The sequence below is a fragment of the Lysinibacillus piscis genome (assembly GCF_026012395.1).
In the GTDB taxonomy this organism is placed as follows: domain Bacteria; phylum Bacillota; class Bacilli; order Bacillales_A; family Planococcaceae; genus Lysinibacillus; species Lysinibacillus piscis.
This window is the reverse complement of record NZ_BRZA01000001.1, coordinates 528621-550657: the sequence shown is the minus strand read 5'-3', so window position 1 is coordinate 550657 and position 22037 is coordinate 528621. Positions and strand designations below refer to the sequence as shown.

Sequence of the window (22037 nt, the reverse complement as noted above, 5' to 3'; positions counted from 1 at the left end):
AAAAGGTGGCGTATGTGGTTGAGACGAACGAAAAAAGAGCGACAGCAATTATTATCTGAAACGATAGTTGAAAATCCATTCGTCACAGATGAACAGCTAGCAACACAATTTCAGGTAAGTGTGCAAACAATTCGATTGGATCGAATGGAATTAGCGATTCCTGAATTGAGGGAGCGCATTAAAGATGTAGCATCCAAAACATATGAAAATGAAGTGAAATCACTCCCTATTGATGAGGTAATCGGGGAGATTATAGATATTGAATTAGATCAACGGGCATTATCCATTTTTGATGTGAAAGAGGAGCATGTTTTTCAGCGCAATGGTATTGCACGTGGACACCATTTATTTGCACAGGCCAATTCACTAGCAGTAGCTGTCATTAATGACGAGCTGGCATTGACTGTACATGCAAATATCACATTTGTGCAGCCTGTTCATGCAGGAGATCGTGTGATTACAAAGGCAACGGTTGTTGAGCGTGATGAAGTAAAGCAACGGACGAAAATAGAAGTCGTATCTACCGTGAACGGTGAAACAGTTTTTGCTGGTGAATTTGATATGTATCGCACGAAAGGATAAGGTGAATCAGAAATGAAATTAGCATTAGACGGCATGGGTGGCGATAATGCACCAAAGGCAGTGATCGAAGGCGCATTACTGGCACTAGAGCAAATCCCAAATTTAGAGATTCAGTTATATGGAAAGCAAGAGAAATTAGAGCCATTTTTAAAAGTACATGATCGTTTAACAATTGTTCATTGTGAGGAAGTGATTGAAGGCACGGATGATCCTGCACGTGCAATTCGACGTAAAAAGGATTCCTCAATGGCACAAATGATGGAAGCAGTGCATGAAGGACGAGCAGATGCCTGTTTATCAGCAGGGAACACAGGGGCGTTAATGGCAGGAGGTTTGTTTAAAGTCGGTCGAATTGAAGGAATCGCAAGACCAGCATTAGCGACAACACTGCCAACATTGGATGGAAAAGGCTTTTTAATGCTCGATTTAGGGGCGAATGCAGATGCTAAGCCAGAGCATTTATTGCAATATGCAATCATGGGCAATATTTATGCACAAAAAGTCGGTGGTTTACAAAAGCCACGAGTAGGATTGTTAAATATCGGTACAGAGGATAAAAAGGGCAATGATTTAACAAAGGCTGCTTTTGAATTATTAAAAGAGGCAAACTTCCATTTTATCGGCAATGTAGAAGCGCGTGATTTACTAAATGGGGTGGCAGATGTTGTTGTTACAGATGGTTTCACAGGCAATATGGTATTGAAATCCATTGAAGGAACAGCAGGCGCACTATTTACTATGTTGAAGGAAGCATTTATGGCTTCCACAAAAACGAAAATTTCGGCTGTATTGATGAAGAATAATTTGCGTGAACTAAAAAATAAAATGGATTATACCGAGTATGGTGGGGCAGGTTTGTTTGGTTTGCAAGCACCTGTTATTAAGGCACATGGCTCATCAAATGCCAATGCTATTTATAATGCTATACGTCAAGCGAATACCATGGTGGAGTATCATGTCATTGACACGATTACAAAAACAGTAGGTCACGTAGAGGGGATGAAGGAAGTATGACAAAAATCGCATTTATTTTTCCAGGGCAAGGTTCTCAAGCAGTAGGCATGGGGCAGGAATTTGTTGAAAATGCAGCAGAAAGTAAAGCCTTTTATGAACGTGCTGACAATGCACTTGGCTTTGAGCTATCGAATTTAATGTTAGAGGGGCCTGCTGAGGAGCTAACCTTGACGTACAATGCACAGCCAGCACTATTAACAACAGGTGTAATGGTGGCAGAAAAATTGCGTGCAGCAGGTATCCAACCACAATATGCAGCAGGCCATTCATTAGGAGAATACGGTGCATTAGTCATTGCGGGTGTTTTATCTTTCGATGATGCGGTGGCAATCGTGCATAAACGTGGTCTTTATATGAATGAGGCAGTTCCTGCTGGACAAGGGGCAATGGCTGCTATTTTAGGAATGGAATTAGAGGCTTTAAATGCTGTAACTGCGAAAATTTCAGCGGAAGGCAATGCAGTACAAGTGGCAAACATTAACTGTCCAGGACAAATTGTTATTTCAGGGACAAAGGAAGGCGTTGAGCAAGCTTCTGTAGCGGCAAAGGAGGCAGGTGCAAAACGTGCGATTCCATTAGTAGTTAGTGGTCCATTCCATTCAGAGTTAATGCGTCCATCGTCTGAAAAATTACAAGCAGCATTAGCGAATATTCCATTAGCGGCACCGCAAATGCCTGTCATTGGTAATGTCCTAGCGAAGGAATTAATCGATGTGCCTGCTATTCAACAAGAATTAGTGGAACAAGTATACAGTGCTGTACAATGGGAAGCTTCTGTGCGCGAAATGATTGCACAAGGTGTAGATGTCTTTATCGAATGCGGACCAGGCAAGGTGTTAAGTGGTCTTGTGAAAAAAATCGACCGTACTGTGACAACTTATTGTGTCTATGATGAAGCATCATTGGAAGCAGTAGTAGAAGCGGCAAAGGAGTGGACAATTCATGCGTAAATTAGAAGGAAAAGTGGCAGTTGTAACAGGTGCTTCACGAGGAATTGGACGAGCGATTGCATTAAAACTGGCTGATGATGGTGCAAAAGTAGTTGTCAACTATAGCGGCTCACAAGCGAAGGCTGAAGAGGTCGTTGCTGTGATTCAAGCAAATGGTGGAGAGGCGATTGCTGTACAAGCAAGTGTTGCCAATGTAGATGAGGTAACAGCGTTAATGGATACAGCCGTGAAAACATTTGGCTCGCTCGATATTTTGGTGAACAATGCGGGAATTACACGTGATAATTTATTAATGCGTATGAAGGAAGATGAGTGGGATGATGTCATCGACACAAATCTAAAAGGTGTTTTCCTTTGCACGAAGGCTGTTACACGTCAAATGATGAAACAGCGTGCAGGACGTATTATTAATATCTCTTCTATTGTTGGTGTAGCAGGAAATGCAGGGCAAGCTAACTATGTAGCTGCTAAAGCAGGCGTAATTGGTTTAACGAAAACAACTGCAAAGGAGCTAGCATCACGTAATATTTTAGTCAATGCGATTGCACCAGGCTTTATTGAAACCGAAATGACAGAGCAATTGCCAGAGGATATTAAACAGAGCATGCTGACACAAATTCCTCTTGCTAAGCTTGGACAGCCAGAGGATATTGCAAAAGCTGTTGTCTTTTTAGCGTCAGAGGATGCAAACTATATGACAGGACAAACATTGCATATTGATGGTGGTATGGTGATGTAATTTAGCTCATTTTTTTGTATAATCATTGAGGGGAGGTGAATGATTTGTCTACAGTATTAGAGCGTGTAACAAAAGTAATCGTTGATCGTTTAGGTGTTGAAGAAAGCGAAGTAACATTAGAAGCTTCTTTCCGTGATGACTTAGGTGCTGACTCATTAGACGTTGTTGAGCTTGTAATGGAGCTTGAGGACGAGTTTGAAATGGAAATTTCTGATGAAGATGCTGAAAAAATTTCAACAGTAGGTTCTGCTATTTCATATATCGAAAGCAAAATCAACTAATTAGATTGATATAAAAAGGACGAAATAGCTGCTATTTTGGCTATTAACGTCCTTTTTTATCTTGGTTCAATGGATGTCCAAACGACATCCATTGAACCAAGATAAAAGCTCCAGTGGATGTCGTATCTGACGCTAGTGCTTTCGGTATAGAAAAACAATCGCTGTCGCACAGAATAACCGTATGTCATGGATTTTAAAGGTCTAGACGATGTAGAGCAGTTGATGTTTTCTATGCGAACGTGAAACGTCAGTGTCAACAAGCCGCTAATACAGGATGCGACGTTTTTAGGTTAACTTCCTTCCTATGAACAAGTTCGAAAAAATTCAAACACAATGATGCTGGAGCGTAATTGATTTTCAATTTAGCAATATGGTGTGAAAATCCTAAATCCTTTTGCATAAACGGCATGAAAAAGGTACACTAATACGGAAGAAACTATTAGGAAGGCAGATTATTCAATGGCTATAAAAAGAAAAGGGGCTGTACAAAAATCTGGTGTGCTTTCAGAAAAAGTACGCAATCAATTTGAATTGTTGCAGCAAGAATTAAACATTACATTTCACAACAAAAATTTATTGTATCAAGCATTCACACATTCATCTTATGTGAATGAGCATCGCCGTAAGTATTTTACGGATAATGAACGTCTAGAATTTTTGGGAGACGCAGTACTAGAATTGTCTGTATCTAAATACCTTTTTGAGAAATACCCAAACATGAGTGAAGGCGAATTAACAAAATTGCGTGCATCCATCGTTTGTGAGCCATCACTTGTTATTTTTGCAAATGAATTAGGTTTTGGGCGCTTTGTATTGTTAGGAAAAGGTGAAGAGCTAACAGGTGGTAGGGAACGACCTGCACTACTTGCGGATGTTTTTGAATCATTTGTCGGTGCGCTTTATTTAGATCAAGAGTTGCCAACAGTTGTCGCTTTTTTACAACGTGTGATATTCCCAAAAGTAGAAGTCGGTGCTTTTTCGCATGTGATGGATTTTAAAAGTCAATTGCAAGAAATGGTACAACAATCGAATAATGGTTTACTACATTATGAAATTATTGATGAGAAGGGACCAGCGCATAATCGTACATTTGTTTCAAGTGTATTATTAAATGGTCAAGAACTTGGCATTGGTAGGGGAAAATCGAAAAAAGAGGCCGAACAGCAAGCGGCGCAATGTGCTATGCGTGCTTTGCGAGAGCAAGCAGTGAAAGAGGAGGCTTAATAGATGTTTTTAAAGCGTCTTGAAGTCATTGGCTTTAAATCCTTTGCAGAGCGTATCGGCATTGATTTTGTACCAGGTGTGACAGCTGTAGTTGGACCCAACGGTAGTGGGAAAAGTAATGTCATTGATGCTATTCGTTGGGTGCTTGGAGAGCAATCAGCAAAGTCGTTACGTGGAGCAAAGATGGAAGATGTTATTTTTGCAGGTAGTGACTCTAGAAAGCCACTAAATTTTGCGGAAGTAACGCTTATTTTAGATAATACAGATGAACAATTGGCCTTTTCTTATACAGAGGTCAGTGTAACAAGACGCGTATACCGTTCAGGTGATAGTGAATATTTACTGAATAATCAGCAGTGTCGCCTGAAGGATATTACGGACTTGTTCATGGATTCAGGGCTTGGGAAAGAAGCTTTTTCGATTATTTCGCAAGGACGAGTGGATGAAATTTTAAATAGTCGACCAGATGATAGAAGGGCTATTTTTGAAGAGGCAGCAGGTGTTTTAAAATACAAGCTCAGAAAGAAAAAAGCAGAGCATAAACTTGTCGAGACAGATGAAAATTTATATCGTGTCTTGGATATTTTACATGAATTAGATAGTCGACTAGAGCCACTTGAAGCACAGGCGGCTTGTGCAAAAGATTATGTACAAATGTCAGCAGAGCTAAAAGATGTCGATATTGCGATTCTTGTGCATGATTTTAAAAATTGTGCGCATTCTTTGCATTCATTAAAAGAGGAATGGCATGCTTTAACGACAACTGAACAACAACAAGCCGACAGCATTGCTACAATTGAGAAAGCAACAGCAGAAATTCGACAACGCTTGAAAAAAATAGATGAGGATATCGATGTAGCCCAAGAAGACTTAGTGAATGCCACAAGGGAAGTAGAGCGTTGGGATGGACGTAAGGCATTGATGGCTGAAAAACGGCAAAATGCCTCACAGCAATTGCAACAATTGACAGCTAATTTACAAGAAGCGCAAGCTGATGTCGAGACATTCATTGAGCAGGAGCAAGAAAAAAGAGCGTTATTTACTGTCAAACAGCAAGAATTGAATGACTTGAAACAAAGCATTAAACACCTTGAGCAATTGTTGAATCGTTCAGCTACAGAAATGGAAGCAGAAATCGAGGAACATAAAAATCGCTATATTGATGTATTGAATGAAGAAGCGACGATTAAAAATGAATTAAAAAATATTGATCAACAGCTGACACAGCAACAAGCAATGGCCACTCGTATGTCCGACCAAACAGATGAAATTGGGCAGGAGCTAGCACAGGTCGTCGCAGAGAAAGAACAACTTTCAGCTACTTATACAAAAACAGCTGCTCATTTGCAAGATCAGCTTGCACACTATGAAACATTGCAGCTGCAATTGAAAACGATCAACGCCTCTGTCACAGAGAAGCAGGATATGTTATATAAGGCATATCAACATCAGCAACAATTACAATCGAGAAAAGATACATTAGCTGAACTAGAAGCAGATTTTTCAGGCTTTTTCCAGGGTGTCAAAGAAGTATTGTTAGCGCGTGATAAGCAGGAGCTAGTAGGAATAGAAGGTGCTGTAGCTGAACTTATTCAAGTAAATGGTGAATTTTCACAAGCAATTGAAACCGCTTTAGGGGCAGCCTCTCAGCATATTGTGACAACAGATGAACGTCATGCACAGCAAGCCATTCATTGGTTGAAGCAAAAAAAAGCAGGGCGTGCTACATTTTTACCGAAAACGGTGATGAAATCTCGTCAAGTAAATAGGGCAACCATCCAACAAGCGATTACACATCCAGCATTTATTGAAATGGCAGATACACTTGTGACATTTGATGAAGCGAACCGTTCGATTGTTGAAAATTTGTTAGGCAATGTGATTGTAGCAGCTCATTTAGAAGGAGCTAGCCAAATTGCGCGATTATGTGGTTTCCGTTATCGTGTAGTGACACTTGAAGGAGATATTGTCAATGCGGGTGGCTCACTGACAGGTGGTGCAACAAAGCAACAATCATCCTTGTTTACGAGAAAAGCAGAGCTAGAGACGTTAACTGTAAAACTGGAAGCATTAGCAAACTCAATTTATCATGCAGAGCAAGCGGTTAGCACGGAAAAAGAGAAGCTATTTAGTTTGCGTGACACAGTAGAGCAAGTGAAACTGGATGGTGAGCAGTTACGCAAGGAAGAAATGGAGCAAGCGAGTCGACTTCGAGAGCTAGAAGTTGTGGAACAAAGTTTAGCTGCACGTGTAACATTTACTTCTGGTGAAACAGAGGGAATGAAAACACGAGAAGAGTCATTACTTGCTCAAAAAACAGCAGCTACACAGCGTTTAACAGTTATTGCTACAGAATTGCTGACGATTAATGATATGGTGGAGCAGCTAAGTAAGGTCAAAATGCAAAGTGAGACTGAAAAAGATGCTTTGCGTGAAAAATCTGCCGAAAAGCGTGCACAATTAGCTGTTATACAGGAACAAGTATCACAAACACAAGTGGCAATAGCTGAAATTGCTCTACAACTAAAAAAAGCACAGCAAAAAGTAGAGACTATTTCTCAGGAAATAATTTGGCTTCAATCAGACGATTCTATGAATGTGTTGAGTGATGAAGAAGTGGATGAGCAAGTAACCAAATGGAAAACAGCAAGTGAATCCCTTCAAGTCAACGTTGTGCAAAAACGAGAAGAAAAAATGCGACAACAACAAGAGTTAGAAGTTTTCGATACACAGCTGAAAGAGTTGCAACGTGTACATAAAGGGTATGTGGAAGCAATACGTGCAAATGAATTGAAGCATCATCGTTTAACATTTGAAAGCAATACGTTTGTTGCACAATTAGAAGAAAACTATCAGCTTACAGTGGAAGAGGCTGAAGAAATGTCCTTTGTGGTAACCGATGAGGAACAAATGCGTCGTCAAGTAAAGCTGTTGAAAAAGTCAATTGAAGAATTAGGGCCTGTTAATTTGAGTGCTATTGAAGAATATGAACGAGTATTAGAGCGTCATTCTTTCTTAACTGAGCAACGAGAAGATTTATTGGCTGCACAGGAAACACTACATGAAGCCATTAAAGAAATGGATGAGGAAATGACACAGCGCTTTAGTGAAACGTTTTATGCGATTCGTGAGCAGTTTAAGCGTGTCTTTCGTGAATTATTTGGCGGTGGGCAAGCTGATTTAGTATTGCTTGATACGGCAAACTTATTAGAAACAGGCATTGATATTGTGGCACAGCCGCCTGGAAAGAAGCTGCAAAATTTAAGTTTGCTTTCAGGTGGTGAACGTGCACTAACAGCGATTGCTCTATTATTTGCTATTTTAAACATTCGTCCTGTACCATTTTGTATTTTGGATGAAGTCGAGGCAGCTTTGGATGAGGCAAATGTGTTGCGTTATAGTCAATATTTACAGAAATTTAGCCAAGATACACAATTCATTGTTATTACACATCGTAAAGGTACAATGGAGGGTGCAGATGTTTTATACGGTATTACAATGCAAGAATCCGGTGTTTCTAAATTAGTATCCGTTAAGCTAGAAGATGAACCAATTGAGGTAGAGTAAAGGAGTGTATGAACATGAGTTTTTTTAAACGTTTGAAAGACAAATTGATGGGTAATCCTGCTGAGGAAGAACAAGTAGTTGAACTTTTAGAAGACGAAACAGTTGAACCAGCTGAAGAAATAACAACACCGGAAGAAAGTGTAGAACCAGCTGTTATAGAAGAACCTGTTGTTATAGAAGAACTGGAAGAAGTAATTGTGGAGGAAAGTCCTGTTCTTGAAGAAGAAAGTGTGCAGGACGCATTACCTGTAGTTGTAGAAGAGCAGCCAGTTGTACAGGAGAAAAAGCCCTCTGCATGGTCGATTACGCAAAAATTCAAAGCAGGTCTTGAAAAAACACGTAATTCCTTTACATCTAAGGTCAATGATTTAGTAGCACGTTACCGTAAAGTAGATGAAGATTTCTTTGAGGAGCTTGAAGAATTGTTACTTCAGGCGGATGTAGGATTTGAAACGGTTATGGAATTGATGGATAAATTGCGCTTTGAAGTACAGCGCAAAAATATAAAAGATACAAATGGTATCCAAGCGATTATTTCTGAAAAGCTTGTGGAAATTTATGAGCAGGGTGAGGAAGACTTAGTTACGTTAAATATGCAGCCAGCAGGTGAGTTAACAGTTATTTTATTTGTTGGTGTAAATGGCGTTGGGAAGACGACAACGATTGGTAAATTAGCGCATCGTTTGAAATCTGAAGGAAAAACCGTTATGTTAGCGGCAGGAGATACGTTCCGTGCAGGTGCTATTGATCAATTACAAGTGTGGGGCGACCGTGTTGGCTGTGAAGTCATTAAACAATCAGAAGGCTCTGACCCAGCGGCCGTTATGTATGATGCGATTCGTGCAGCAAAAAACCGTAAAGCAGATGTTTTAATTTGTGATACAGCAGGACGCTTACAAAATAAAGTCAACTTAATGAATGAGCTGGAAAAAGTGCACCGTGTGATTTCACGTGAAATACCAGATGCGCCACATGAAGTATTATTAGCACTGGATGCAACAACAGGACAAAATGCACTCGTACAGGCACAAACGTTTAAAGAAGCAACCAACGTATCTGGTATTGTCTTAACAAAATTAGATGGTACAGCAAAAGGTGGTATTGTTTTAGCCATCCGTAATAAATTACACATCCCAGTGAAATTTGTAGGGCTTGGTGAAAAAATGGATGATTTACAACCATTTGATGCGGAGCGCTATGTCTATGGCCTTTTTGCAGAGGGCTTAGATAAAGAATTACAAAATAACGAAGATTAATCAATGTGAGTGCCCATAGACGATTTTGACAAGGTAATTACCTTGACGCAGATGGGCACTTTTCGTTATGATACAAATGACTAAGAATAGGAGGAGAAATATTCGATGCTACTTGAAAAAACGACACGCATGAACTTTCTCTTCGACTTTTATCAAGCATTATTAACAGAAAAGCAAAGAAGCTATATGGAACTTTATTATTTGGATGATCATTCATTAGGTGAGATTGCCGAATCATATGGTGTATCGCGTCAAGCTGTGTATGATAATATTCGTCGGACAGAAACAATGCTTGAAGAATATGAAGAAAAATTATGTTTACTGGAAAAATTCCAACAACGTACACAAATGTTGACACAGCTAGCGGCAGGTATTACACAGCAGAGCATGACAGCAGAAGAACAATTAACGTGTATTGAACAATTAAAAGAATGGGATTAGGAGGCGAAGGCAATGGCTTTTGAAGGATTAGCGGAACGGCTCCAAGGAACCATCCAAAAGATTAAAGGCAAAGGGAAAGTATCAGAGCAAGATGTAAAGGCAATGATGCGTGATGTTCGATTAGCTTTAATCGAAGCGGATGTAAACTTAAAAGTAGTCAAAGAATTCGTCAAAACTGTCAGCGAACGTGCTGTCGGTGTAGATGTTATGCAAAGTTTAACACCTGGACAGCAAGTGGTAAAAATTGTACAAGATGAATTAACGAACTTAATGGGGGGCGAACAAAGCCCTATTAAATTTAATACGAAGCCACCGACTGTCATTATGATGGTTGGTCTACAAGGTGCGGGGAAAACAACCACAACTGGGAAGCTCGCAAATGTATTAAGAAAAAAACATAATCGTAAACCATTGCTTGTAGCAGCAGACGTCTATCGTCCAGCAGCCGTTCAGCAATTAGAAACATTAGGAAAACAATTATCCCTTCCTGTATTCTCTTTAGGGACAGATATTTCACCAGTTGAGATTGCGCGTCAAGCTTTGGAAAAAGCGAAAGAGGAGCATTATGATGTAGTCATTATCGATACGGCAGGTCGTTTGCATATTGATGAGACATTGATGCAGGAATTAAAGGATATTCGTGCGTTAAAAGAGCCTGATGAAGTATTTCTTGTCGTTGATGCAATGACAGGGCAAGACGCTGTTAATGTCGCAGAGAGCTTTAATGAGGCGATTGGCATTACAGGTGTTGTGCTGACAAAGTTGGATGGCGATACTCGTGGTGGTGCGGCATTATCTATCCGTGCTGTAACGCAAAAGCCGATTAAATTTGTCGGGATGGGTGAAAAAATGGATGCTTTGGAGCCATTCCATCCAGAGCGTATGGCATCACGTATTTTAGGTATGGGTGATGTGCTGTCATTAATTGAAAAGGCACAAGCGACAGTTGACGAACAAAAAGCCAAAGAGCTAGAAGAAAAATTCAAAACACAGACCTTTACATTAGATGATTTTGTAGAGCAGTTACAACAAGTGAAAAAAATGGGTCCGCTCGATGAAATATTAAAGATGCTACCAGGTGCGAATAAAATTAAAGGCTTGGATAATGTCAAAGTAGACGATAAGCAAATGGGGCGTGTAGAAGCCATTATTTACTCGATGACACCTGCTGAAAAGACAGATCCAGATATTATTAATGGCAGTCGTAAAAAACGTATTGCAAGGGGCTCTGGCACGTCTATTCAAGAAGTAAATCGTCTATTAAAGCAATTTGATGAAATGAAAAAAATGATGAAGCAAATGACAGGTATGGCTAGTGGAAAAGGCAAGAAAAAAATGAAATTACCTGGCTTTGACTCATTATTTAAATAAGTAATTGTTAAAATGTGTATTTTTGCTTGTTTTAGAGGATGCTTTCTAAGCCACTAAAGTGAGATAATTTTTAGGTGTTAAGAAAAAACACTTTACAAACAACCTAAACGCTGATAATATACTATCTTGTGTGAAACTTATTCGGAGGTGCTATTAAAATGGCAGTTAAAATTCGCTTAAAACGTATGGGAGCTAAAAAATCTCCTTTCTATCGTATCGTAGTTGCAGACGCTCGTTCACCACGTGACGGTCGTTCAATCGAGACAGTTGGTACTTACAACCCACTTACTCAACCAGCTACTGTAAACATTGATGAAGAGAAAGCTCTTAAATGGTTAACTGACGGTGCAAAACCATCAGATACAGTACGTAACCTGTTCTCAGAACAAGGTATCATGGAGAAATTCCATAACCAAAAATTCAGTAAATAATCGGGGGAGACGTCTTTGAAGCAGCTGATTGAAGCAATCGTTTTACCGTTAGTCGATTATCCAGAAGAAGTCCGTATTGAGACGGACGAACATGCAAATCGAATTGTTTATAAACTTTTTGTTCATCCAGAGGATCGAGGGAAAGTCATAGGCAAACAAGGGCGAGTGGCAAAAGCGATTCGTACAATTGTTTATTCAGCAGCAGGTGGTCACCATCAAAAAAAGACTTACGTCGATATATTGGATTGATAGCAAAAAGATGTACATGTAAGCATGTATAATCGAATGACAAGAGGAAGGAGCTTACGGGTTCCTTCCTCTTTTGTTTATGGGATAAATTGAAGCTTCAATCGGGTTTTGACAGATTGTTAATTCCCTTGAACATAGAATAAATGTGTAAAAACCGAAGCAGTAGGGTAAAAATGAAAACAACGTATTTTGATAGATGAGGTGACATGATAATGGAATGGTTTAACGTAGGACGCATTGTGAATACACATGGTATTCGAGGAGAGGTGCGTATACTATCAACAACAGATTTTGAGGAAAAGCGTTTTGCTGTAGGACAAAAACTAGCAGCATTTAAAAAAGATGATAAAAAGCCAACATGGGTAACGATTGAAACGGTACGTCGTCACAAAAACTTTATTTTACTAACATTTGAAGGCATGGATAACATTAATCTTGTAGAGCCTTTCAAAGAAGGTATGTTAAAGGTGACAAAAGATCAAATGACGGATGATTTACTGGAAGAGAATGAATACTTTTTCCATGAAATCATTGGCTGTACGGTTGTGTCTGAAGAAGGCGAGACAATTGGTGTTATTAAAGATATTTTACAAACAGGTGCAAATGACGTATGGGTGGTAAAAGGGGCTAAAAAAGAGCACTACATCCCTTATATCGAGGACATTGTAAAAGACATTGACGTGGATGAGCAAAAAATTGTCGTTCATGTGATGGAAGGCTTATTATGATGAACATTCACGTCCTCAGTTTGTTTCCTGATATGTTTACAGGTGTTTTTGGTGCATCGATTTTAAAGAAAGCACAGGACAAAGGGGCTGTACAGTTAGCTGTAACAGATATTCGTGCATTTTCAGGTAATAAGCACAATCAGGTGGATGATTATCCGTATGGCGGTGGTGCTGGCATGGTATTAAAGCCAGAGCCTATGTTTCAAGCAGTGGAAGCCATTACAGAGGGGAAACAGCCACGCATTATTTTAATGTGTCCACAGGGCGAACGTTTTACGCAAAAAAAGGCAGAGGAATTGGCACAGGAAGAGGAGCTTGTCTTTTTGTGTGGGCATTATGAGGGTTATGATGAACGTATTCGCCAGCATCTTGTGACAGATGAAATTTCTATTGGTGATTTTGTCTTAACGGGTGGAGAATTGGGTGCCATGACCGTTATCGACAGTGTTGTACGTCTTTTGCCTGGTGTTTTAGGTCAAGAAGATTCTCATATCCATGATTCTTTTTCAACAGGGCTGTTAGAGCATCCACATTATACACGTCCTGCTGAATTTCGTGGGATGAAAGTGCCTGATGTACTGTTGTCTGGTAATCATGCAAAAATTGAGCAATGGCGAGAGGAACAATCGTTGAAAAGAACGTTTGAGCGTCGCCCAGATTTATTGACAACTTATCCATTAACAGAGAAACAACAGCAATATATAGCAACCTTAAAAAACAATAAAAAAGATACTTGATTGCACTTGGAATTTGTGATAGTATTTATTTTGTACTTTTATGTGAAGTACTGAATTACGGTGTTCCGCTGTAGCAAAAAATGCGTATAAGAGCATCTGTCTAAGGAGAGAAAACAATGTCAAACATTATTGCAGAAATTACAAAAGATCAACTTCGTACGGATTTACCAGCTTTCCGCCCAGGTGATACTGTTAAGGTACACGTGAAAGTAGTTGAGGGTACTCGTGAACGTATCCAAGTATACGAAGGTGTTGTTATTAAACGTCGTGGTGGCGGTGTGAGTGAAACTTTCACAGTTCGTAAAATTTCTTATGGTGTAGGTGTTGAACGTACATTCCCTGTACACACACCAAAAATCGCTAACTTAGAAGTTGTACGTCGTGGTAAAGTACGTCGTGCTAAACTTTACTACCTACGTAACCTACGTGGTAAAGCTGCTCGTATTAAAGAAATTCGATAATCGTCATTTTACAGAGAGGGGCTTGTTTAACAAGCTCCTTTTCTTTTGGTTTAGCGAGTGTTCAAATTTTTGTATCAGACATAGTATTTATTGAACAAAAAGAAAGCTCTGTGCTAGGATGTAATTGACTTTTTACTTGTCAGCTTAAATCACTATCATCTACAATGAAGATAGATAAGGGGGCAATTCTCAATGGGAAAACAAGTGAAAGAAAAAAATGAGCTATGGGAATGGACAAAGGCACTATTAATTGCATTTGCGATTGCGGCGGTTATTCGTTATTTTTTATTTACACCAATTGCAGTTGATGGCGAATCAATGATGCCAACCCTTGAAAATGGCGACCGTATGATTGTTAATAAATTTGGTTATAAAATTGGTGAGCCTGAGCGCTTTGATATTGTGGTGTTCCATGCACCAGAGCAAAAAAATTATATTAAACGTGTGATTGGACTACCAGGGGATACATTAGAATATAAGGATGATCAGCTCTATATTAACGGTGAACCACTAGATGAGCCTTATTTAGATACTTATAAATCACAATTAACAGAGGGTACATTAACAGAGGATTTCACATTAAAGGATATCGATGCCTCACTAGAGGATGGTGTGATTCCAGAGGGTTATATTTTTGTGATGGGGGATAACCGTCGCTATAGTAAGGATAGCCGCCATATTGGACTAGTTGCGCAAAAAGAAATTATCGGCAATACAAGTTTGATTTTCTGGCCATTTAATGATATTAAAATTGTTAAATAACTGTGTGTAAAGGGGGGATACATCACTCCCTTTCTTTTTATTGAGGAGGACAATCATGACGATACAATGGTTCCCAGGGCATATGGCGAAAGCCCGACGAGAGGTAACAGAAAAGCTAAAGTTAGTGGATATTATATTTGAATTAATTGATGCCCGTTTGCCATTATCTTCGCGCAATCCGATGATTGATGAAGTAATTCATCAAAAGCCAAGATTGTTAATTTTAAATAAAGCGGATATGGCAGATGAGCAAGAAACACGTAAATGGGTAGATTATTTCGCTGCTCGTGGACATAAGGCAGTTGCTATCAATTCACTTGAAGGGAAAGGTTTGCAACAAGTGACAAAGGCAGCACAAGAAGTTTTAAAGGAAAAATTTGAGCGCATGAAATCTCGTGGTATGAAACCCAGAGCGATTCGTGCCATGATTGTGGGTATTCCGAATGTTGGAAAGTCAACACTTATTAATCGTTTAGCAAAGAAAAATATTGCGAAAACAGGTAATACACCAGGTGTCACGAAAGCACAACAATGGATTAAAGTCGGCAAAGAACTAGAATTGCTGGATACACCAGGTATTTTATGGCCGAAATTTGAGGATCAAGAAGTAGGCTATAAACTAGCGCTAACAGGTGCGATTAAAGATACGATTACCAATATGGAAGATTTAGCTGTATATGGCTTACGCTTCTTAGCCCTGCATTATCCAACACGTATGGAAGAACGATATGGCTTACAATTTGTTCATGAAGATTTAGTGGATACATTCGACCATATTGGTAAGTTACGTCGTGTTTTTGGACAAGGTGGAGAAATTGATTACGACCAAGTAGCACAACTGATTGTACGAGATATTCGAGGGCTACAATTAGGGAAATTAACATTCGATTTCGTAGCTGAGCAATTAGAAAAAGAGGCATTGACGGAGTAATACTAAAAGGCTGTTGAGGGATATCTACTCAACAGCCTTTTTCCTTGTACTTAAAAAATGAGCATGTCATTATAATTGATAATGAAACAAATAGGTCGATATATGTACTAGAGATGAGGTTAGAAACTATGCAAACAATAAAAGAAGTAACACTCGCTTTAAAAACGGCTACACAATATGAACCATGGATGGAAGCCATTTCGCAAGATGAACGAGCAGGCGTACAAAAAGCATGGCAACAATTTTTAAAACGTCTAGACAAACAAATACAAGTACAAAGAGCACACGACGAAAAAATTGCCTTTGATGCTAAATTTGGACGGCTAGTAGCGGGCGTTGATGAGGCTGGGCGTGGTCCGTTGGCAGGTCCTGTTGTCACAGCGGCTGTTATTTTACCTGAAGATTGTCAGGAGCTAGTCGGTTTAAATGATTCCAAACAATTATCCAAGGAAGCACGAGAACGCATGAGTGTGCTAGTAAAGGAATATGCACTCAGCTATAGCATTCACTTCCAAAGCGCTCAAGTGATTGATGCTATCAATATTTATGAGGCGACAAAGCAATCTATGGTATCAAGTGTTGAGACACTCTCCGTCAAGCCTGATTTTGTCATAGTTGATGCCATGACATTACCCATTCATTTGCCACAGCAATCTATCATTAAAGGAGATGCTAAAAGTTTAGCAATTGCAGCGGCATCGATATTGGCCAAAACAGCCCGTGATGCGTATATGGAGAAGCTAGATCAAGAATTTCCTATGTATGGCTTTGCTCAACATGCTGGATATGGAACAAAGCAGCATATTTTAGCGCTGGAACAATTTGGTCCAACCATTCATCATCGCAAGTCATTTGAGCCTATAAAATCCATGGTGTGACGAAAGGAGCATTCAACATGGCAACAACTTCTTTTAATCCAATTCAAATGCAATCGGCAGCAGCGACGTCTGCAAGTCAACCACTTGCACTAAAGCAAGGGCAAGTATTTCATGGAACAATCAAACAACTATATCCTGATCAAATGGCAGAGGTACAAGTAGGAAATCAAAAATTTGTGGCGAAGTTGGAAGCGCCCTTAAAAGCAGGTGACGCGCATTTTTTCCAAGTGACAGGAACAAGCCCACAAACTGAATTAAAGGTTGTAACAGGTCCAATGGCACAGACTACATCACCAACGCAGCAGATGAATCAATTACTTGAGTCGATGAACTTGCCGAAGACAACAGAAATGCAACAGCTTCTTAGCCATTTTATGAAAGAGCAATTACCGATTTCTAAAGAACAGCTTGTACAAGCAGAGCTATGGCTAAAAGCGTTACCAGAAGGCATATCAAAAGCAGATGCCTTGCAAGTTATTCAAAAAATGGTCGAGTTAAAAATGCCAATGACCAATGATGTTTTTCAAGCATTATTAAGCGGGCAAAAAACATCTGGCATGACGGCGGTGATGGATACATTTGCACAGCTTTTATTGCAAGATAAGGCTTTGTCTGAAAGCATGAAGCAAAATTTATTACAGCAAATTCAAACAATTGCCAAACCTTTTGAAGCAGAGACAGGTAGTTTAGTAGTGGCACGTGCCGTACAGCTACTAACAAGCAATAATGCTCCTATTAGTGATAAATTGCAGGCGCTCGCATTGTTAAAGGAAGCGGGTGCATTGCCACAACAGGCAACATTGCAAAATTGGTCTATGCTAAGTGAAGGGCGACAAAATCAGTCTGTCTTACCACAGCAGGCAGGACAGGTAATCCAAAACATTTTAGCAACACAGCCTGACAATGCAAAACAGCTAATAGAGCAATTAAAAGCATGGACAGCCAATCAAGGATTATTAACAAATGATCAAAAACAACAAGTCCAGCAATTAATTGATCGTTTTAGCCAGCTTCCTGCTACAAAGCAAACATTAACTATTTTCGCAAAGCAAACACAAGAATTATTGACGAATATGTTTGCTCAAAATATGAATAATCGCTTATTTACACAGGATGCTAATGCTTTATCCGTGAAGGAGCATTTATTGTCCTTGCTCAAACAAGAAGCTGTGACATCACAGCAAAGTGACATGGTGATGCGTGCGGTTGTCAAAAATAGTGTAGAATCGTCTCAACCAATGCTTCAGCAATTATTGACACAGGCAGATGCACATGTTCAAAATTCGATGGATAGTAAGGCGATGGAACATGCATTAAAAACGGTATTAAAACATTTAGGGATTAGCTATGAGGCAGCCCTTGCAGATAAGTCATCGGATTTACAGGCAGTCGCACAACAGCTAAAGCCACAGCTGCATACGTTGTTACAGGAAGCCCAGTTAACACCACAATTAAAGGACGCTGCAGAAGCATTGCTTGTACGCATGAATGGTATGCAGTTAACTTCAGGTGAAAATGGACATCAGCATCAATTGATTATGCAAGTACCTTTAGAATTTTTCGGTAAAAAAATGGATGCGACATTGCAATGGAATGGCCGGATGAAAGAAGATGGTAAAATTGATGCTAGTTATGCGAGAATACTATTTTATTTGCAAATGATGTCCATGCAGGAGACAGTAGTCGATATGCAGGTACAAAATCGTGTTGTTACAGTGACAGTATTTAATGAAAATGACGATATTTTACCATTAGCAGAACCATTAAAATTGGCTCTGAAAGCAGGGTTAGCAGAAAAAGAATATCAGTTGTCAGGTGTCTTTATTAAACAATTCGACAAACCACAGCTCGAAAAACAAGCTGTAGTAGAACAGGAGACTGAACATAACGGGGTGGACTTCCGTATATGAGTGAAGAAAAATTTATCCGAAAAGAAGCCATTGCCCTTAGTTATAAAATGGGGAGTGTTGATAGTCCAACTGTTATTGCTAAAGGAAAAGGGAAAATTGCTGAGACGATATTGGAGCGTGCAAGTGAGCATAATGTGCCGATTTATGAAGATCCCAATCTTGTGCAATTACTTGGTCAACTTGATTTGAATGAGTCGATTCCAGAAGAATTATATCAAGCAGTAGCGGAAGTATTTGCTTTTATTTATCGTTTAGATCAACAACATGCACAAAAACGTCAAAATACACTGTTTTAGTACAATAAATCCTAAGATAAAAAGTAAAGTGTGAATAAAAGACAAAGTGTGGACATTATTCGTGTCTTTCGTTAGAATAGTCTATGTTAGGAAAACAATTTTATGTAAATGTTTGATGGGAGGATGTATTATGAATATCCATGAATATCAAGGGAAAGAGATCCTAAGACAATATGGAGTTGCTGTACCAAACGGGAAAGTTGCTTTCTCTCCTGAAGAGGCAGTGAAAGTAGCGAAGGAGCTTAATACAGCTGTGACTGTAGTAAAAGCTCAAATTCACGCAGGTGGCCGTGGTAAAGCAGGTGGCGTTAAAATCGCTAAAAACCTTGAGGAAGTGCGTACATACGCAAAGGAATTATTAGGAAAAATCTTAGTAACTCATCAAACAGGTCCTGAAGGGAAAGAAGTAAAGCGCCTATATATTGAAGAGGGCTCTGATATTCAAAAGGAATACTACTTAAGTTTAGTATTAGACCGCGCAACATCTCGTGTAACGATGATGGGTTCAGAAGAAGGCGGTATGGACATTGAAGAGGTAGCAGAAACAAATCCTGAAAAAATCTTCAAAGAAGTGGTAGATCCTGTTGTTGGTTTAACAGGCTTCCAAGCACGTCGTATGGCTTTCAACATGAACATTCCAGCAAATCTAGTGAACAAAGCGGTTAAATTAATGCTAGGTTTATATCAAGCATTTGTTGATAAAGATGCATCTATCGTTGAAATTAACCCACTTGTTGTAACTGGACAAGGTGATGTAATGGCATTAGATGCTAAATTCAATTTTGATGCAAACGCATTATACCGTCATAAAGACATCGTAGAATTACGTGATTTTGACGAAGAAGATGCAAAAGAAATCGAAGCATCAAAATATGACCTTAGCTATATCTCTTTAGATGGCAACATTGGCTGTATGGTAAATGGTGCTGGTCTTGCTATGGCTACAATGGACACAATTAGCTACTACGGCGGCAGCCCGGCTAACTTCCTTGATGTTGGGGGCGGTGCAACTGCTGAGAAAGTAACAGAAGCGTTCAAAATTATTCTTTCTGATCCAAACGTAAAAGGTATCTTCGTTAACATTTTCGGTGGTATTATGAAATGTGACGTTATCGCTGAAGGTGTTGTAACAGCAGCGAAAGAAGTTGGACTAGCTGTACCATTAGTAGTTCGTTTAGAAGGTACAAACGTAGATCTTGGGAAAGAAATTTTAAATACATCTGGTTTAGACATCGTTGCAGCTGATTCAATGGCTGACGGTGCACAAAAAATTGTGGGACTAGTAGGCTAAGGAAGGCAGGGAGAACAACAATGGCTGTATTTATTAATAAAGATACAAAAGTAATTGTACAAGGGATTACAGGCGGAACAGCGCTATTCCATACAAAACAAATGCTTGAGTATGGTACGAAAATTGTAGCAGGGGTAACTCCAGGTAAAGGCGGTCTTGAAGTTGAAGGCGTACCTGTATTTAATACTGTATCAGAAGCTGTAGCGGCAACAGGCGCAACAGCATCTGTTATCTACGTACCTGCGCCATTTGCAGCAGATGCTATTCTAGAGGCTGTTGACGCTGAATTAGAATTAGCAATCTGTATTACAGAGCATATTCCTGTTCTTGATATGGTAAAGGTAAAACGCTACATGGAAGGCAAAAAGACTCGTTTAGTAGGTCCAAACTGCCCAGGTGTTATTACATCTGACGAATGTAAAATTGGTATCATGCCAGGTTACATCCATACAAAAGGACATGTTGGCGTAGTTTCTCGTTCTGGTACATTAACATATGAAGCGGTACACCAATTAACACAAGCTGGTATTGGTCAGTCGACTGCTGTTGGTATTGGTGGAGATCCAGTAAATGGTACAAACTTTATCGATGTATTAGAAGCATTTAACAATGACCCAGAAACGTATGCAGTAGTTATGATTGGTGAAATCGGTGGTACAGCAGAGGAAGAAGCTGCAGCATGGATTCAAGCAAACATGACAAAACCTGTAGTTGGCTTTATCGGTGGACAAACAGCACCTCCAGGCAAGCGTATGGGACATGCTGGTGCTATCATTTCAGGTGGTAAAGGTACAGCGGCTGAAAAGATTAAAGCAATGAATGCAGCTGGTATCGAAGTAGCAGCAACACCATCTGTGATTGGTGAAACATTAATTAAAGTAATTAAAGAAAAAGGTCTATACGAACAGTGTAAAACACACTAAAATGAAAGATGTAGCTCATTGTAGCTACATCTTTTTCTATTTCAATCAATATGCGGTCATATCATTGCTCTTCTATTTTTAATGAAGGAGGTTTTTAAATGATTGACACACAAAGAATACTCGCTTTCCACTATCTTTATCCACTACCACTTCAAAAATTCAAACAACTACTATTCCCCATTGATTTATTAAGTTGTTTGGAAGAACTACCGCCTTCTAAAATGGCACAAGTATTACAAATCCCCATAGCTAAAGCTGTACATTTATCGCAAGCGTTTCGTTCACTATTGACTACTCCCTTTGAAGAGGCTTATGAACAAGCAAATATTATGCCTATTCCTTTTAATCACCCACTTTATCCAGCGCAATTATTTGAAATAGTTAACCCACCTACTGTATTGTATGTGAGAGGTCAACAATCTTTATTGGCATCTGAGCAGCACATTGCTATTATCGGTTCTAGAAAGGCGACAGACTATACAAAAACAGCGATGAACCTTATTGTCCCTCCACTTGTTCAGCATGGTTATACGGTCGTCAGCGGGCTTGCAAAAGGGGCTGATACAATAGCTCATCAAACAACAGTTGACATAGGTGGACAAACGATTGCGGTGCTTGGACATGGATTTAATCATTGCTATCCAGCTGAAAATCGAGCATTGGCTGAGTATATGGCACATCATCAGTTACTGGTGACTGAATACCCACCATATATGAAACCTGAAAAATGGCATTTTCCGATGCGAAATCGTATTATTAGTGGTTTGTCGAAAGCTGTTGTCGTCACAGAAGCGGCGCTTAAAAGTGGTACGATGATTACAATGGAATGTGCATTAGAACAAGGAAAAGATGTATTTGTTGTACCAGGTCCGATTGATGCAGAGCAGTCAAAAGGGACGAATTATTTACTAACAGAAGGGGCGATTCCTGTGTTGAATGGTCACCAAATCGTTGAAACACTTGCTCTCTTTTTAAACAAAATTTGAAAAAAAGTTGCAATATCTTAAAATCTGTT

23 protein-coding genes are annotated in these 22037 nt (G+C 39.5%); all 23 read left to right on the top strand.

The annotated features are described in order from the left end of the window. Positions 1-18 precede the first annotated feature (18 nt). The 23 genes from fapR (at position 19) to dprA (ending at position 22008) form a co-directional block, all read left to right on the top strand. Positions 19-582 carry a transcription factor FapR gene (gene fapR / locus OPF91_RS02815; protein WP_264987159.1) on the top strand — a complete coding sequence of 188 codons (564 nt, stop codon included), beginning with the start codon at positions 19-21 and terminating at the stop codon, positions 580-582. Positions 583-594: 12 nt separating this feature from the next. Continuing rightward, positions 595-1596, top strand: a complete 1002-nt coding sequence (gene plsX / locus OPF91_RS02810) for a phosphate acyltransferase PlsX (RefSeq protein WP_264987158.1) — start codon at positions 595-597, stop codon at positions 1594-1596. Beyond that, positions 1593-2546: an ACP S-malonyltransferase gene (gene fabD, locus OPF91_RS02805; protein ID WP_264987157.1), complete on the top strand. Its 954-nt coding sequence runs from the start codon at positions 1593-1595 to the stop codon at positions 2544-2546. The genes plsX and fabD overlap by 4 nt, the downstream gene beginning before the upstream one ends. Then, a complete protein-coding gene (fabG, locus tag OPF91_RS02800; protein ID WP_264987156.1) occupies positions 2539-3285 on the top strand; it encodes a 3-oxoacyl-[acyl-carrier-protein] reductase in 747 nt (248 codons plus the stop codon). Before fabD ends, fabG begins: the two co-directional genes overlap by 8 nt. A gap of 44 nt (positions 3286-3329) precedes the next feature. Continuing rightward, positions 3330-3566, top strand: coding sequence for an acyl carrier protein (gene acpP, locus OPF91_RS02795; protein ID WP_264987155.1), 237 nt, complete (start codon positions 3330-3332; stop codon positions 3564-3566). Positions 3567-4025: 459 nt separating this feature from the next. Next, positions 4026-4790: a ribonuclease III gene (rnc, locus tag OPF91_RS02790; RefSeq protein WP_264987154.1), complete on the top strand. Its 765-nt coding sequence runs from the start codon at positions 4026-4028 to the stop codon at positions 4788-4790. Positions 4791-4793: 3 nt separating this feature from the next. Next, a complete protein-coding gene (gene smc, locus OPF91_RS02785) occupies positions 4794-8357 on the top strand; it encodes a chromosome segregation protein SMC (protein WP_264987153.1) in 3564 nt (1187 codons plus the stop codon). A 14-nt stretch (positions 8358-8371) separates the two neighbouring features. Beyond that, positions 8372-9613 (top strand): signal recognition particle-docking protein FtsY, encoded by a 1242-nt coding sequence (ftsY, locus tag OPF91_RS02780; protein ID WP_264987152.1) that lies wholly within the window; start codon positions 8372-8374, stop codon positions 9611-9613. Between the two features lie 105 nt (positions 9614-9718). After that, positions 9719-10054, top strand: a complete 336-nt coding sequence (locus OPF91_RS02775; protein ID WP_264987150.1) for a putative DNA-binding protein — start codon at positions 9719-9721, stop codon at positions 10052-10054. Between the two features lie 12 nt (positions 10055-10066). Then, complete coding sequence (gene ffh / locus OPF91_RS02770) at positions 10067-11425, top strand: signal recognition particle protein (RefSeq protein ID WP_264987149.1); 1359 nt, start codon at positions 10067-10069, stop codon at positions 11423-11425. Between the two features lie 158 nt (positions 11426-11583). Next, a complete protein-coding gene (gene rpsP, locus OPF91_RS02765; RefSeq protein WP_053483320.1) occupies positions 11584-11856 on the top strand; it encodes a 30S ribosomal protein S16 in 273 nt (90 codons plus the stop codon). A 15-nt stretch (positions 11857-11871) separates the two neighbouring features. Continuing rightward, on the top strand, positions 11872-12105 hold the full coding sequence (locus tag OPF91_RS02760) for a KH domain-containing protein (RefSeq protein ID WP_264987148.1): 234 nt from the start codon (positions 11872-11874) through the stop codon (positions 12103-12105). Positions 12106-12317: 212 nt separating this feature from the next. Continuing rightward, a complete protein-coding gene (rimM, locus tag OPF91_RS02755) occupies positions 12318-12833 on the top strand; it encodes a ribosome maturation factor RimM (protein ID WP_264987147.1) in 516 nt (171 codons plus the stop codon). Continuing rightward, complete coding sequence (gene trmD / locus OPF91_RS02750; protein ID WP_264987864.1) at positions 12833-13570, top strand: tRNA (guanosine(37)-N1)-methyltransferase TrmD; 738 nt, start codon at positions 12833-12835, stop codon at positions 13568-13570. Before rimM ends, trmD begins: the two co-directional genes overlap by 1 nt. Before the next feature lie 116 nt (positions 13571-13686). After that, on the top strand, positions 13687-14031 hold the full coding sequence (rplS, locus tag OPF91_RS02745) for a 50S ribosomal protein L19 (protein ID WP_264987146.1): 345 nt from the start codon (positions 13687-13689) through the stop codon (positions 14029-14031). Positions 14032-14223: 192 nt separating this feature from the next. Continuing rightward, complete coding sequence (gene lepB, locus OPF91_RS02740) at positions 14224-14793, top strand: signal peptidase I (RefSeq protein WP_264987145.1); 570 nt, start codon at positions 14224-14226, stop codon at positions 14791-14793. 55 nt (positions 14794-14848) lie between these two features. Then, positions 14849-15724, top strand: coding sequence for a ribosome biogenesis GTPase YlqF (ylqF, locus tag OPF91_RS02735; protein ID WP_264987144.1), 876 nt, complete (start codon positions 14849-14851; stop codon positions 15722-15724). Positions 15725-15852: 128 nt separating this feature from the next. Then, positions 15853-16602 carry a ribonuclease HII gene (gene rnhB, locus OPF91_RS02730; protein ID WP_264987143.1) on the top strand — a complete coding sequence of 250 codons (750 nt, stop codon included), beginning with the start codon at positions 15853-15855 and terminating at the stop codon, positions 16600-16602. 17 nt (positions 16603-16619) lie between these two features. Continuing rightward, positions 16620-18512 (top strand): TP0910 N-terminal domain-containing protein, encoded by a 1893-nt coding sequence (locus OPF91_RS02725; protein ID WP_264987142.1) that lies wholly within the window; start codon positions 16620-16622, stop codon positions 18510-18512. Beyond that, positions 18509-18808: an EscU/YscU/HrcU family type III secretion system export apparatus switch protein gene (locus OPF91_RS02720; RefSeq protein WP_264987141.1), complete on the top strand. Its 300-nt coding sequence runs from the start codon at positions 18509-18511 to the stop codon at positions 18806-18808. Before OPF91_RS02725 ends, OPF91_RS02720 begins: the two co-directional genes overlap by 4 nt. Before the next feature lie 130 nt (positions 18809-18938). Then, a complete protein-coding gene (gene sucC, locus OPF91_RS02715; protein ID WP_264987140.1) occupies positions 18939-20099 on the top strand; it encodes an ADP-forming succinate--CoA ligase subunit beta in 1161 nt (386 codons plus the stop codon). A 20-nt stretch (positions 20100-20119) separates the two neighbouring features. Then, positions 20120-21022, top strand: coding sequence for a succinate--CoA ligase subunit alpha (gene sucD, locus OPF91_RS02710; protein ID WP_264987139.1), 903 nt, complete (start codon positions 20120-20122; stop codon positions 21020-21022). 98 nt (positions 21023-21120) lie between these two features. Further along, positions 21121-22008 carry a DNA-processing protein DprA gene (gene dprA, locus OPF91_RS02705; RefSeq protein WP_264987138.1) on the top strand — a complete coding sequence of 296 codons (888 nt, stop codon included), beginning with the start codon at positions 21121-21123 and terminating at the stop codon, positions 22006-22008. The last annotated feature ends 29 nt before the right edge of the window (positions 22009-22037 follow it).

Coding starts and splice junctions, on each gene's coding strand:
- plsX (WP_264987158.1), top strand. CDS start 595: ATGAAATTAGCATTAGACGGCATGGGTGGCGATAATGCACCAAAGGCA.
- fabD (WP_264987157.1), top strand. CDS start 1,593: ATGACAAAAATCGCATTTATTTTTCCAGGGCAAGGTTCTCAAGCAGTA.
- fabG (WP_264987156.1), top strand. CDS start 2,539: ATGCGTAAATTAGAAGGAAAAGTGGCAGTTGTAACAGGTGCTTCACGA.
- rnc (WP_264987154.1), top strand. CDS start 4,026: ATGGCTATAAAAAGAAAAGGGGCTGTACAAAAATCTGGTGTGCTTTCA.
- smc (WP_264987153.1), top strand. CDS start 4,794: ATGTTTTTAAAGCGTCTTGAAGTCATTGGCTTTAAATCCTTTGCAGAG.
- ftsY (WP_264987152.1), top strand. CDS start 8,372: ATGAGTTTTTTTAAACGTTTGAAAGACAAATTGATGGGTAATCCTGCT.
- OPF91_RS02775 (WP_264987150.1), top strand. CDS start 9,719: ATGCTACTTGAAAAAACGACACGCATGAACTTTCTCTTCGACTTTTAT.
- ffh (WP_264987149.1), top strand. CDS start 10,067: ATGGCTTTTGAAGGATTAGCGGAACGGCTCCAAGGAACCATCCAAAAG.
- rpsP (WP_053483320.1), top strand. CDS start 11,584: ATGGCAGTTAAAATTCGCTTAAAACGTATGGGAGCTAAAAAATCTCCT.
- rimM (WP_264987147.1), top strand. CDS start 12,318: ATGGAATGGTTTAACGTAGGACGCATTGTGAATACACATGGTATTCGA.
- trmD (WP_264987864.1), top strand. CDS start 12,833: ATGAACATTCACGTCCTCAGTTTGTTTCCTGATATGTTTACAGGTGTT.
- rplS (WP_264987146.1), top strand. CDS start 13,687: ATGTCAAACATTATTGCAGAAATTACAAAAGATCAACTTCGTACGGAT.
- lepB (WP_264987145.1), top strand. CDS start 14,224: ATGGGAAAACAAGTGAAAGAAAAAAATGAGCTATGGGAATGGACAAAG.
- ylqF (WP_264987144.1), top strand. CDS start 14,849: ATGACGATACAATGGTTCCCAGGGCATATGGCGAAAGCCCGACGAGAG.
- rnhB (WP_264987143.1), top strand. CDS start 15,853: ATGCAAACAATAAAAGAAGTAACACTCGCTTTAAAAACGGCTACACAA.
- OPF91_RS02725 (WP_264987142.1), top strand. CDS start 16,620: ATGGCAACAACTTCTTTTAATCCAATTCAAATGCAATCGGCAGCAGCG.
- OPF91_RS02720 (WP_264987141.1), top strand. CDS start 18,509: ATGAGTGAAGAAAAATTTATCCGAAAAGAAGCCATTGCCCTTAGTTAT.
- sucC (WP_264987140.1), top strand. CDS start 18,939: ATGAATATCCATGAATATCAAGGGAAAGAGATCCTAAGACAATATGGA.
- sucD (WP_264987139.1), top strand. CDS start 20,120: ATGGCTGTATTTATTAATAAAGATACAAAAGTAATTGTACAAGGGATT.
- dprA (WP_264987138.1), top strand. CDS start 21,121: ATGATTGACACACAAAGAATACTCGCTTTCCACTATCTTTATCCACTA.